Here is a 12,921-nt window from a genome sequence, read left to right on the forward strand (position 1 = left end):
ATAAATTGTTAAAGAGCGTTCGTTACGGGACTATTTATCCGGTAACGTGGGAGGCAGATAATACGCTTTCCCACTGAAGAGTCAAGTCTTTTTCTCTTGCGAGACGCGGTGTTTTCACCGGACCAACTCTTCACTGCCTGGCGACTTGGTTCTCGTTAGAGGAGTCGTTGTTCCCGGTCAGTGGAGGCGCATTATAGGGAGTTCTCAGAAGGCCGCAACCCCTAATTAGAGAAAAACGTTCAACCGTTTCTTTTTTCTACAAAACTGCCTGTATCGGACAATAAAACAGCACCTTTCACCGTAATATCTCCAAAAACATGGCTTTTAGTGGGGTAGACTAGTTTGCATAATTAGACCTTCAATCGCACAGGAAGCCATTACATGCCACTCAACGCTCAACAACAGGCGGCGCAGAGAAACCTTTCTTATCTGCTTGCCGAGAATATTGCACAGCGGGTTTTGTCCGGGGAGTTTGCAGAGGGAAGTATATTGCCTGGTGAAATTGAACTCGGTGAACAATTTGGCGTAAGTCGTACAGCGGTACGTGAAGCGGTCAAGACGTTAAGCGCCAAAGGTATGCTGTTAGCCCGCCCGCGCATCGGCACCCGTGTGATGCCGCAAAGTAACTGGAATTTTCTCGATCAGCAACTGCTGACCTGGTGGATGACCAATGAAAACTTTGATCAGGTGATGTCACACTTTGTCTTGCTGCGTACCGCACTTGAACCCCAAGCCTGTTCACTCGCCGCCCTGCAGGCAAACGCAGATCAAAAACAACAGCTTTCTCTATATATGGCTGAAATGCGCGAACTGCATGCAAACTTTGACCGCGAACGCTGGATTAAAGTAGATGCACAATTCCATCAGCTGATTTACGAAGCAAGCAAGAACCCCTTCCTGACTTCTTTTGCCAATCTGTTCAGTTCGGTCTATCAAAGTTACTTTCGGGCGATTACCGGTCAGGAGGTGATCAAGCTGGAACATCATCAAAAGATTGTCGATGCCATTCTGGCCGGTAACGCGCAAGCCGCAATGGACGCCTGCGTTATTTTGCTGCGCGAACCGATTATTTAGCTTTTATTATCACCGAACCTCGAACCACCAGCTCAGGCGTTAATACCAGGATCTGCGCTTCGGCCTCTGGCTCCTGTAAACGGTGTAATAAGGTATCTATTGCCAGTTCCCCTAATTCGTCTTTTGGCTGATGAATGGTCGTCAGCGGGGGAGTCAAGTATTGCGCGAGCTGAATATCATCGTATCCCACCACGGCAATATCTTCGGGGATACGTAATTTATGCTGATAGATAGCCTGATATACGCCCACGGCCATAGCATCGTTGCCGGCAAAAACGGCTTGCGGCGGTTCTGGCAGTGCCAGCAATGTGTGCATGGCGGCCAACCCACCAGCAAATTCAAAATCACCGGTCACTTCAAAACCCGGCAGGATAGCCAAGCCGGCATCTTGCATCGCCTGGCGAAACCCTGCTTGCCGCTGAGTCGCGGTGGTTTTATCCAACGGCCCGGTAATGCAGGCGATGCGCTGGTATCCCTGTGCAATAAGGAATTCCGTGGCCATCTTGCCACCAATAAAGGCATTGTCCTGAATAATGTCATTCACCCCGGCAAAGGGAGCCCAGTCCATCATGATCACCGGAATAGAAGGATAACGGCTTAATGTTTCTTTCGACGGGCAGTGATTTTCAGTAAACATCATGATCAAGCCATCTACCCGCTTTTGCAGCAATGTCTCAATACTGCGATTCATCCGCTCTTCGTCACCATTGGTATTACACAGGATCAGGCTATAACCGCGCTCATAGCAGCTACGCTCAACGCCCTGCACCACTTCGGAGTAAAAGGGGTTACTGCTGGAGGTGATTAACATACCAATGGTGCGGGTCTGATTGATTTTCAGACTGCGCGCCAGCGCGGAGGGAGCATAATTAAGCTGAGCAATGGCAGCGTTGATTTTTTCGCGGATCGACTCACTAACAAAGCGATTATTATTAATCACATGTGAGACTGTCGAGGTTGAAACGCCCGCCAGGCGGGCGACATCTTTCATGGTCGGCAACTAGGACTCCTGATGCGCTAAAAAATCATCAATTTCATGGCGCCAGGGAACTGAAGCCTGAGCTCCGGCACGCGTCACAGCAATGGCGGCAGCGGCATGGGCAAAACGGACGGCAGCGTCCATCGGTTTTTCTTCGAGTAGCGCGGTAACTAAAGCACCATTAAAAGTGTCACCGGCGGCGATGGTATCAACGGCTTTGACTTTAAATCCTGGAATATTTTTACCCTGGCCTTGCTGGCTCAACCATACGCCTTTGCTGCCCAGAGTAATCATTACTGTGGCGATACCTTTATCATGCAAAATCTGCGCGGCACGGGCGGCATCGTCTTCGCTGGTAACTTTTACTCCCGTCAGTTTCTCGGCTTCGGTTTCATTCGGGGTGATGATATCCACCAGCGATAAAAGCGTATCGGGTAACTCACAGGCTGGCGCTGGATTTAAAATTACCTGGGTATTGTGCTGTCTGGCAAGATGCGCAGCGGCAATCACCGATTCCAGCGGTGACTCAAGCTGCATTAATAAGGCAGAAGCTTCTACTATCTGTTGCTGATAACGGTCCAGGTAAGCGGGTGTCAGGGCTTTATTGGCACCGGCATCAATGCCGATCACATTTTCAGCTTCAGCATTAACGAAAATCAACGCCACGCCGGTGGTCATATTGGCAATCGCTTCTACCGGACGGGTATCAATATGGTCACTGGCCAGCTGCTTGCGAATGCGTTCACCAATGTCATCACTTCCTACGCAGGCAATAAAAGATATATCGGCGCCACTTCTGCCCGCGGCGACGGCCTGGTTGGCCCCTTTACCACCAAAGGCAACATTATATTGCGAACCGATCACCGTTTCGCCCGGCTGCGGAAATTGTCTGACATTCAGGATATGGTCAGCATTAATGCTTCCCAGAACCACCAATTTACCTTTACCCATTGCATTCATTCCTGAGTCTGATGCGCCACCCACTCAGGTGGCGCAGTATCGCGCAAACTATTGCGATTGTTTTAGCGCACTCAATACTGAGTGCCAGGCAACATTACGGCTTGGTAACCAGTTTGAGATCAACCGGGATAATAGTTGGCACTTTCTGACCTTTCAGCACTTTATCAGCGGTATCGATGCCAATAAGACCAATTTGATCAGGACGTTGCGCCACGGTAGCGCCCATCTTGCCGCCATTTACCGCTTTGATGCCATCTTCGGTGCCGTCAAAACCTACCACCAGCACATCAGACTTGCCTGCGGTCTGTAAGGCGCGCAGTGCACCCAGGGCCATTTCATCATTTTGTGCAAATACTGCCTGCACTTCAGGGTGAGCAGTCAGCAGGTTCTGCATGACGTTCAAGCCTTTGGTACGATCAAAATCAGCAGGCTGGCTGGCCAGAATAGCAAAATGGTGTTTTTCGGCAGACTGTTTAAAACCGGCGCCACGTTCACGCGCAACCGAAGTCCCGGCGATCCCTTCCAGTTCGATCACTTTGGCATTTTCACCCAGTTTTTTGGCAATATAGTCACCGGCCATTTTACCGCCAAAGGCGTTATCTGAAGCGACGTGACTGATCACCTGACCTTTGCTGGCCTGACGGTCGAGGGTGATCACCGGAATATTAGCCTGATTGGCCATGGCGACCGCGTTGCCTACCGCGTCAGAGTCGGTTGGGTTGATCAGCAGCAGCTTGGTGCCGCGAACCGTCAAGTCCTGCACGTTAGCCAGCTCTTTTGCCGGGTTGTTTTGCGAATCGAGTACCACCAGGTTGTAACCCAGTTTATCGGCTTCTTTCTGCGCACCGTCTTTCATGGAAACAAAGAACGGGTTATTTAGCGTAGAAACCACCAGCGCGATAGTGTCCTTAGCCAGCACGTTGGCACTAAATGATGCAGTGATAGCAGCAGCAGATACCCATATTGCAATTTTCTTCATGGACATAGTCATTATCTTTTTTCCTGTAGGGGAGGTTATTTATTACTTTTGTTGTCTACTAAAACAGCAAGCAGAATGACAACGGCTTTAACAATCATCTGATAGTAAGAAGAAACACCTAATAAATTCAGTCCGTTATTCAAGAACCCCAGGATCAGTGCGCCCACCAGGGTACCCATAATGCGTCCTTTACCACCGGACAAACTGGTGCCCCCCAAAACAACGGCGGCGATGGCATCAAGCTCATAACCGGTCCCGGCAGTCGGTTGGGCAGAAGAGAGACGGGCAACTTCAATAATCCCGGCCAACGCGGCTAGCAGGCCACACAGGGAGTAGACGATAATTTTGACTTTATCGACGCTGATCCCGGATAGACGCGTAGCGGCTTCATTACCGCCAAGGGCATAGATATAGCGCCCGAGACGGGTATGGTGCAGCATGTACCAGGCAGCAATAAACACCACCGCCATCAGCCATACCGGTGTTGGCACACCCAGCGGACGTCCGATACCAAACCAGCCAAAGGCATCGGCAACATCATTAAAGCCGGTACTGACCGGACTGCCGTTGGTGTAAACCATGGTGACACCGCGTAACAGCAGCATCATAACCAGTGTGGCAATAAATGCCTGTACCTTGCCCTTGGCTACCACCACGCCGGTTACCGCACCAACCGCAGCACCCAAAGCCAGTGATGCAACCACGGCCAGAATAGCGCTGGACTCAAAACCCACTACCGAAGCAGCAACGGCACCGGTTAATGCCAGCAACGACCCCACCGAAAGATCAATGCCGGAGGTCAGAATAACCAGCGTCATCCCCACCGCCATAATGGCGTTTACCGAAGTCTGCTGCAGAATGTTAAACAGGTTATTAAGGGTGAAAAAGTTCGGGCTCATGGAAGAGACCACCGCAATCAGCACCAGCAGCGCAATCAGCGACTTTTGCTCTAACAACCACTCTTTACTGATCCAGCTCTTTTTGGCTGGCAATGTCTGAGAACTCATATCTGATTACTCCTGCTTCACGCCGTATTGCTTGCCTACGCTGGCCGCCATCAAGACTTCTTGCGTAGCCTGTTCAATGGTGAATTCACCGCTTAACTGCCCTTCATGCATCACCAGGACGCGATCGCTCATGCCAATCACCTCGGGCATTTCCGAAGAGACGAGAATTATGCTCAGGCCTTCGCGCTTGAACTGATTGATTAACTGATAGATCTCTTTTTTTGCCCCGACATCGACGCCGCGCGTAGGTTCGTCGAGGATCAGCACCTTGGGTCGCGTCATCAAGCCACGGGCAATGGCGACTTTTTGCTGATTGCCCCCGGACAACAGGCCAATTGGCTGCATCATCGACGGCGTTTTAATATTGAATAAACGGATAAAATCACCGACCGTCTGCTGCTCTTCGGCGTGTTTCAAACCACCACCAAAACGGCAGAAGTAACGCAGCGCGGTCAACGACATATTTTCTTTGACTGACATGCCCAGCACCAGACCGTCACGCTTACGGTCTTCAGAGATATAGACAATGCCATTGGCCAAGCCATCCTGCGGCGTGCGGGTTAATACTTCGTGCCCATCGAGAGCCACGCTACCTGCAGTTTTCTTGTGGGCACCGTAAAGGATTTTCATCAGTTCGGTACGCCCGGCGCCCATCAGGCCAGACACGCCAAGGATCTCGCCACCGTAGAGTTGGAAACTGACGTCTTTCACCCCTGGCCCTGACAAATTCTTGACTGATAAACGCAAAGGGCCGCGCGGCTGGTTCAGACGCGGATACTGTTCTTCCAGGCGTCTGCCGACCATCATTTCGATCAGCGTATCTTCCTGCAATTCGCTGACCGGACGTTCGGCAATAAACTGGCCGTCGCGGAAAACAGTCACATCATCGCAAATCTCAAAAATCTCTTTCAGGCGGTGAGAGATATAAACCACCCCACAGCCTGCTGCTTTAAGCTCGTTAATAACTTTAAATAACGAGGCGGTTTCGGTATCGGTCAGCGCATCCGTCGGTTCATCCATAATGATGACCCGCGATTCAAAGCTCAGTACCTTGGCGATTTCGACCATTTGCTGATCGCCGATGGAGAGTTCGCCCACCAGACGATGGCTGCTGTAGCGCAGATTCAAACGCGCCAGCAGCTTATCGGCTTCGGCATACATCTTTTTCCACTCAATACGACCCAGACGATTAACAAACTCACGGCCGAGAAAAATATTCTCTGCGATGGTCAGTTGCGGGATCAGATTCAGTTCCTGATGGATAATGCCAATGCCGGCAGCCTGAGATTCTCGGGGCCCCTGAAAGCTGGCCTCTTTACCGAGGAAATGCACGGAACCGGCGTCCTTTTGATAGATACCGGTCAGTACTTTCATCATGGTGGATTTGCCCGCACCATTTTCACCCACCAGCGCCATCACTTTTCCCGGATAGACGCTAAGTGCAGCCCCTGAAAGGGCCTTCACGCCGGGAAATGCTTTATCAATCCCTGAGAGTTGCAGCAAAGGTTGCATAAGTGCCTCAGAAAGTGACGCCGGCACACAGGATAATGTTGGCATAAGGCGAACACTCCCCGCTGCGGATCACTGCGCGACTGGTTTGACTTTGTTGTTTGAAAGCCTGGTGGCTGACATATTCCAACGTAATGGTATTTCCCTGGTGTTGCGCAAGCTGTTTTACCTGTTTGAGTAACGCCTCATGGAGCTCAGGATTTTGTTTGATGATTTCCTCGGCGAGAATGGCATGCTCAACCTGCATCTCATCGGTCACCACCGTGAAAACCTGTAAAAATGTAGGCACCCCGTGAGTCAAGGCGAGATCGATACGCTGAGTCATGGCGGGGATCGGTAAACCGGCATCGGCAATAACCAGGCGATCGGTATGGCCCAAACTGGCAACGAGGTGAGAGATGTCGGCATTTAGTAACATGGCTTTTTTCATTATCAGCTCCAACAGCGAAACGTTTCGCTCGTCTTTGATTCTAGAAAATTTAAGCAACATGGCAACCGACAAACCATGAAACTGTGATCGCCGTCGAAACGTTTCGCTGACTTCCCGGCAACATAAGTTAAATCAGCTTGCCTGCAAGGCAATCGGGCGGGAAAGTGGCGTGAGCATAAAAAACGCCGCAGAAGATTTCCCCTGCGGCGCTGATAAAAGCAACAAAAAAGACGGTTAAATTTCGACCTGGGTACCCAGTTCGATAACTCGGTTAGGCGGGATTTCAAACTGGTCCGCGGCGCGCAATGCATTACGGCTAAGGGCAATAAACAGCTTGCCGCGAAAGTAGAGATACCAGGGGCGTTTGGTCAGGATCAACGACTCGTGGGACATAAAGAACGAGGTTTCCGTCATCCGACACGACAATCCCTCCAGGCCGCAGCGATGGAAGACTTCCTCGACGTTAGGCGTCTCTTTAAACCCGTAGCTGGCCACCACCCGCCAGAAGGTCGGGGACATCTGTTCAATAGTGACACGCTTTACATTATGGACATAAGGCGCATCCTCGGTGCGTAAAGTCAGCAAAACCACGCGTTCATGCAGCACCTTGTTGTGTTTGAGATTATGCAGCAAGGCAAAGGGGATAACGTTAATGGCGCGGGACATATAGACTGCAGTACCTGGTACACGCACTGGCGGCGATTTTTCCAGTGAAGCTACCATGGCTTCCAGGGAGTTGCCATGTTCATGCATGCGACGCATAAGACGAAAGCGCTCGCTCTTCCAGGTGGTCATGACAATAAACATCGCCAACGCCAACACCAGCGGCAACCACCCTCCGGAGAAGAATTTGGTGGCATTGGCGGCAAACATCGGCACATCAATAAACAGCAGCGCCACCAGCAATATGGCAACGATAAAACCTTTCCAGTGCCAGTTTTTATAGGCCACGGTACAAGACAGAATACTGGTCAACACCATTGTCCCGGTGACCGCAATACCATAAGCCGCTGCCAGATTGCCGGAATGCTGGAAGCTGACAATGACGATCACCACGGCGATATAGAGCAGCCAGTTGATCACCGGAATATAAATCTGCCCCGCTTCCATCTCGGAGGTATGAATAATGCGCATGGGTGGCAAATACCCCAGACGAACTGCCTGACGCGTTAACGAGAATACGCCGGAGATCACCGCCTGTGAGGCAATAATGGTCGCCAGCGTCGCCAGTATTAACAACGGGATCAATGCCCAATCCGGGGCCAGCAAAAAGAACGGGTTCTTAATAGCCTCTGGATTTTTCAGTAACAGCGCACCCTGACCAAAGTAATTTAAAATCAGTGATGGCAATACCACGCTAAACCAGGCCAGGCGAATGGGCAGTTTGCCGAAATGTCCCATATCGGCATACAGCGCTTCCACACCGGTAATCGACAGCACCACCGCGCCAAGAGCAAAAAAGGATAGCGCTTTATGCTTAATAAAAAAGTTCATCGCCCACATAGGATTTATGGCGCGTAAAACTTCAGGGTTATCGATAATACTGTTGATACCCAGCAGGGCCAATACCAAAAACCACAGCAGCATAACCGGAGCAAAAAGTTTGCCTACAATACCGGTGCCGTGTTTTTGAATAAAAAACAGTAACGTCAAAACCGTAATAGAAAGGGGAACAATATAGGGGTCGAGATTTGGCGCAATAATTTGCAGACCTTCCATGGCGGAAAGGACCGAGATTGCGGGCGTGATGACCACTTCACCATAGAAGAAGCTGCCGCCAATCAAACCGAGGATCACCAATACGGCGGTCGTCTGCGCCGACGTGTTTCTTCCCGCCAGCGACATTAACGTCAGGGTGCCACCTTCGCCGGCGTTATCAGCACGCATAACGTACGAAAGATATTTCGCCGAAACGATAATGATCAGCATCCAAAAGATCAGTGAGAGAAAACCAAAAACAACGCTAGGTTCAACGTTAAAGCCATAGTGTTCTGAAAAACACTCCCTTAAGGTATAAAGAGGGCTGGTACCGATATCACCATAAACCACACCGATGGCGGCCAGGGTTACTGCAGGGAGTGACCGTTTATGTTCTGTGCTCATAATTGGTTTCTTTTATGCTTTATCGTTTGGATAACATTTAGTGTTTGGCTAATAATAACGCGTTTTCCGCTAACAAAATTCTGCCAAAAATTCACTAGCCAAATGGTCAGCAATGCCTTAGCCCCACCAAAAGCCGCACAGTATGCACGAATAAACAAGATTGCCTACCCTTTACTTTAAAGACAAGTAAACATTTCATCGGATTGGATCACATATCCGTTCACAACAGAATTTTAATCATCACCCGGCTATATCTCCAAAAAAAATCATGGTTTATTATCAAGTTGCACTCCAGGCTTCTATCACTTCCGTGACAATTTAAGGCAAATAAAGACATATTATGGCGCAATCACCCCTTTTGGCAGAAAGAATCACCCGACTGGCCAACGCGTTGGAACATGGCCTCTATGAACGACAGGATGCCATCCGCCTGTGCCTGCTGGCGGCCCTTTGCGGTGAGAGCGTATTTCTGCTCGGGCCACCGGGTATTGCCAAAAGTCTGATTGCCCGGCGGTTAAAATATGCTTTTCGCGGAGCCCGGGCTTTTGAATACCTAATGACCCGCTTCTCGACGCCGGAAGAGGTATTTGGCCCGCTTTCGATCCAGGCGCTAAAAGATGAAGGGCGTTATCTGCGACTGACACAAGGTTATTTGCCGGAAGCAGAAATTGTGTTTCTGGACGAAATCTGGAAAGCCGGTCCGGCGATCCTCAATACGCTGCTGACCGCCATTAACGAAAGACGTTTTCGTAATGGCGACAGCGAAGAAGCGATACCGATGCGATTGCTGGTCAGTGCTTCGAACGAACTGCCGGAAGCCGATGGTGGCCTGGAAGCGCTTTATGACCGTATGCTGATCCGGCTTTGGCTTGACCGCGTGCAGGACAAACAAAACTTCCGATCGTTATTGACCAGCAGCCATGCAGAAAACACCCACCCTGTTGCCGAAGCACTGAGTATTGGTGATGAAGAATATCGCCAATGGCAGCATGAGATTGAAAAGGTGACCTTAAGCGATCACTGTTTTGAACTGATCTTTCAATTGCGCCAACGACTGGCGGCGCTGGAAACCGCACCTTACGTCTCGGATCGCCGCTGGAAGAAAGCGCTGCGATTACTGCAGGCCAGTGCCTATTTCAGCGGTCGCCCCGCCGTGACGCCGGTAGATCTGATCCTGCTAAAAGACTGCCTGTGGCATGATATGGGGTCCTATCATTTATTACAGGCGCAGATCGAACAGAGCATTACCGAGCAGGCCTATCAGCAGCAAGCGCTAAGTCTCAAGATACAACAGCTCAATCAGCAATGGATGCAGTACCAACAGCAGCAAAACAGCCGCCAGGCATTAAAGGTGAGCAAAAAATCCGGCATCTTTAACCGCCGTCCGCAATATCAGCTCCCCGATGCGCTATCGGCCACCAGCCTGACCTTGCTTTTACAGCAACCGTTGCATCTGCACGAAATCCGTGTCACCCATGTGCTGGTGGAACGTGAACAGCTGGTTGAATGGCTAGCCAGGGGCGGCACATTAAAAGCCAAACTCAACGGCATTGGTTTTGCGCAGCCACTCGATATCGAAGTCGACGATAAGCAACAACTGGTGGTCCATGATATCAGTCGTCAGCCAAGCTTGGTGAATATACCAGGAAATCAGCATATTACCGTACCAGATGAGATGAAAAACACTCTGGCGGCGATAGGCGAAACCCTGACGCAGCAGCGACAACAGTTTAGTCAGCATCACCCCTGCCTGTTTGTACCCGTTGAATGGACCGCTAAAATTGAAGCCAGCCTGATCCGGGTGAGTGAACAATTCCAGCAACAGCAACAACTGTTTGGCAGAAGTTAAACCATGTTTAGCCTGGAAACGCTGGATCTGATGCTGGCCATCAAGGAAGCCGAACTGATCGACGAACTGATCCTGACGCTGCTGGCAACCCCACAGTTGGCGGTTTTCTTTGAGAAATTTCCCCGGCTAAAACGTGCGTTGAGTAAAGACCTGCCGGCCTGGCGATTTCGCCTGCAGCAACGTATCCATGACACACCGGTACCTCAGGGACTGGCAAAGGAGTTCTATCTCTACCAGCATTGCCAGCAAAGTAGCGCCGGGGTGTTTCACAGCGAGCTGGAGAGCTCGGTAGAGCAGCTGGAACAGCTTAATTCCCCTTTTGCCACCGAGGCTCGTTCACTGATGGCCCACCAGGCCAAAATCGACAATGCCAGCAGTAACGGCAGTTTTCACGGCCTGTTTATGCAACGCTGGCGGCTGAATATCACCTTTCAAACCGTGACACTGCATCATCAACTGCTCGAGCAGGAACAGGAACAGTTGCAAAACGAGCTGGAACAGCGGCTTGAACTCAGTGGTGAACTCTCTCCTTTATTAGTAGAAAACGATGCTGCCGCAGGCCGATTGTGGGACATGAGTAAAGGTAAACGTCAGAGGGGGGATTATCAGTCGCTGATCCGCTACGGCATGTTTTTGCAACAACAACCGGAGCTGCAACAGCTGGCCGAACAGCTGGGCCGCAGCCAGACGGCAAAAGCCAATCCTCACGAAGAAGCCAAAATGGAGCCTTATCGGCTGATGGTCAGAGAACCGGCGACGGTGCCGGAAGAGGTCAATGGCATTAATCATAGTGACGATATTTTGCGGCTACTGCCGAGCGAGCTGGCCACGTTGGGTATACCTGAGCTGGAAGTGGATTTTTATCGTCGCTTGCTGGAAAAACGCCTGATGACCTATCGTCTGCAAGGGGATATCTGGCGTGAAAAAGTGGTTATGCGCCCGGTGGTCTATCAGCAACAGGAGCCACAGCCGCGCGGTCCTTTTGTGGTGTGTGTCGATACCTCAGGCTCAATGGGCGGCTTTAATGAACAGTGCTCCAAGGCGTTCTGCCTGGCACTGCTGCGCATTGCCTTGGCCGATCATCGACGCGTACATATTATGTTGTTTGCCAGCGAAGTGATCCATTATGAACTGACCTCGGCCAGCGGGCTGGAGCAGGCGATGCGCTTTTTGGGGCAGCATTTTCGTGGTGGCACCGATTTGGCCGCCTGTTTGAGTGCCACCCTGGACAAGCTGGCGACCCCGGAATGGCAAGATGCCGATGCGGTAATTATCTCGGATTTTATCGCCCAGCGCTTGCCTGACGAGATCCAGCAGCGGGTCAAACAGCAACAGAACCAACAGCGTCATCGTTTTCATGCCTTGGCGATGTCGCACTATGGCAAACCGGGGATTATGCGTATCTTTGATCATATCTGGCGCTTTGACACTGGCATAAAAAGCCGCGTACAGCGTCGCTGGAAGCGCCCTTAACAAGAGAAACCTAGCCATGTCCGAAAGCTACCAAATTGACGATCTCGATCGCGGCATACTCAATGCCCTGATGGACAATGCCCGTACCGCTTATGCCGAACTGGCAAAAATCTTTAACGTTAGTCCGGGGACGATCCACGTCAGAGTAGAAAAAATGAAGCAGGCTGGCGTTATCACCGGCGCCTGCGTCAATGTTGATCCCAAGCGTCTCGGCTATGACGTTTGCTGTTTTATCGGCATTATTCTCAAGAGTGCCAAAGACTACCCCTCTGCGCTTAAACGTCTGGAAAGTCTGGAAGAAGTGGTAGAAGCCTACTACACCACCGGCCATTACAGCATTTTTATCAAAGTGATGTGTCGCTCCATTGATGCCTTGCAACAGGTACTTATCAACAAGATCCAGACCATTGACGAGATCCAGTCAACTGAAACCCTAATCTCCTTGCAGAACCCTATCATGCGTACGATCCAGCCCTGATTACAAAATTTCTATCCCCCTATTATCCACAGGTAGATCCCAGCTGATTCACAGCGTACAATAGCCATTCTTTTTTCGGG

11 protein-coding genes are annotated in these 12,921 nt (G+C 50.8%); 4 read left to right on the forward strand and 7 right to left on the reverse strand.

All coding sequences use genetic code 11. The features are described from left to right. The first annotated feature begins 381 nt into the window (after positions 1-381). Complete coding sequence (locus tag GW590_RS15160) at positions 382-1,074, forward strand: FadR/GntR family transcriptional regulator (RefSeq protein WP_169403908.1); 693 nt, start codon at positions 382-384, stop codon at positions 1,072-1,074. Here GW590_RS15160 and rbsR read toward each other — a convergent pair. The 7 genes from rbsR to kup all read right to left on the reverse strand — a co-directional run bounded on the left by rbsR (position 1,067) and on the right by kup (position 9,041). Further along, on the reverse strand, positions 1,067-2,074 hold the full coding sequence (gene rbsR, locus GW590_RS15165; protein WP_169403909.1) for a ribose operon transcriptional repressor RbsR: 1,008 nt from the start codon (positions 2,072-2,074) through the stop codon (positions 1,067-1,069). The two genes, GW590_RS15160 and rbsR, sit on opposite strands and share 8 nt — an antisense overlap. Beyond that, a complete protein-coding gene (rbsK, locus tag GW590_RS15170) occupies positions 2,075-3,004 on the reverse strand; it encodes a ribokinase (RefSeq protein WP_169403910.1) in 930 nt (309 codons plus the stop codon). 103 nt (positions 3,005-3,107) lie between these two features. Next, positions 3,108-3,998 (reverse strand): ribose ABC transporter substrate-binding protein RbsB, encoded by an 891-nt coding sequence (gene rbsB, locus GW590_RS15175; RefSeq protein WP_169404182.1) that lies wholly within the window; start codon positions 3,996-3,998, stop codon positions 3,108-3,110. A 29-nt stretch (positions 3,999-4,027) separates the two neighbouring features. After that, positions 4,028-4,999 (reverse strand): ribose ABC transporter permease, encoded by a 972-nt coding sequence (gene rbsC / locus GW590_RS15180; protein ID WP_169403911.1) that lies wholly within the window; start codon positions 4,997-4,999, stop codon positions 4,028-4,030. Between the two features lie 6 nt (positions 5,000-5,005). Continuing rightward, entirely contained in the window at positions 5,006-6,511 is a 1,506-nt protein-coding gene (gene rbsA / locus GW590_RS15185) for a ribose ABC transporter ATP-binding protein RbsA (RefSeq protein WP_169404183.1), read from the reverse strand. A 7-nt stretch (positions 6,512-6,518) separates the two neighbouring features. Beyond that, entirely contained in the window at positions 6,519-6,938 is a 420-nt protein-coding gene (rbsD, locus tag GW590_RS15190; RefSeq protein WP_169403912.1) for a D-ribose pyranase, read from the reverse strand. Positions 6,939-7,172: 234 nt separating this feature from the next. After that, positions 7,173-9,041, reverse strand: coding sequence for a low affinity potassium transporter Kup (kup, locus tag GW590_RS15195; RefSeq protein ID WP_169403913.1), 1,869 nt, complete (start codon positions 9,039-9,041; stop codon positions 7,173-7,175). A 340-nt stretch (positions 9,042-9,381) separates the two neighbouring features. Here kup and ravA point away from each other — a divergent pair, with 340 nt between their 5' ends. From ravA to asnC, 3 genes are read left to right on the forward strand one after another with little or no spacing between them, the layout of a single operon-like run. Beyond that, the gene (gene ravA / locus GW590_RS15200; protein WP_169403914.1) at positions 9,382-10,890 is read left to right on the forward strand and encodes an ATPase RavA; all 1,509 of its coding nucleotides are present in this window, start codon (positions 9,382-9,384) and stop codon (positions 10,888-10,890) included. A gap of 3 nt (positions 10,891-10,893) precedes the next feature. Next, a complete protein-coding gene (gene viaA, locus GW590_RS15205) occupies positions 10,894-12,363 on the forward strand; it encodes an ATPase RavA stimulator ViaA (RefSeq protein ID WP_169403915.1) in 1,470 nt (489 codons plus the stop codon). Between the two features lie 16 nt (positions 12,364-12,379). Beyond that, complete coding sequence (gene asnC / locus GW590_RS15210) at positions 12,380-12,841, forward strand: transcriptional regulator AsnC (RefSeq protein WP_169403916.1); 462 nt, start codon at positions 12,380-12,382, stop codon at positions 12,839-12,841. Positions 12,842-12,921 lie beyond the last annotated feature (80 nt).

Origin of the sequence: Rouxiella aceris (assembly GCF_012933545.1) — a bacterium.
GTDB lineage: Bacteria > Pseudomonadota > Gammaproteobacteria > Enterobacterales > Enterobacteriaceae > Rouxiella > Rouxiella aceris.

Bases quoted from the DNA above. Each gene is read 5' to 3' on its own strand.
- GW590_RS15160 (WP_169403908.1), top strand. From the start codon at position 382: ATGCCACTCAACGCTCAACAACAGGCGGCGCAGAGAAACCTTTCTTAT.
- rbsK (WP_169403910.1), bottom strand. From the start codon at position 3,004: ATGGGTAAAGGTAAATTGGTGGTTCTGGGAAGCATTAATGCTGACCAT.
- rbsB (WP_169404182.1), bottom strand. From the start codon at position 3,998: ATGTCCATGAAGAAAATTGCAATATGGGTATCTGCTGCTGCTATCACT.
- rbsC (WP_169403911.1), bottom strand. From the start codon at position 4,999: ATGAGTTCTCAGACATTGCCAGCCAAAAAGAGCTGGATCAGTAAAGAG.
- rbsA (WP_169404183.1), bottom strand. From the start codon at position 6,511: ATGCAACCTTTGCTGCAACTCTCAGGGATTGATAAAGCATTTCCCGGC.
- rbsD (WP_169403912.1), bottom strand. From the start codon at position 6,938: ATGAAAAAAGCCATGTTACTAAATGCCGACATCTCTCACCTCGTTGCC.
- kup (WP_169403913.1), bottom strand. From the start codon at position 9,041: ATGAGCACAGAACATAAACGGTCACTCCCTGCAGTAACCCTGGCCGCC.
- ravA (WP_169403914.1), top strand. From the start codon at position 9,382: ATGGCGCAATCACCCCTTTTGGCAGAAAGAATCACCCGACTGGCCAAC.
- viaA (WP_169403915.1), top strand. From the start codon at position 10,894: ATGTTTAGCCTGGAAACGCTGGATCTGATGCTGGCCATCAAGGAAGCC.
- asnC (WP_169403916.1), top strand. From the start codon at position 12,380: ATGTCCGAAAGCTACCAAATTGACGATCTCGATCGCGGCATACTCAAT.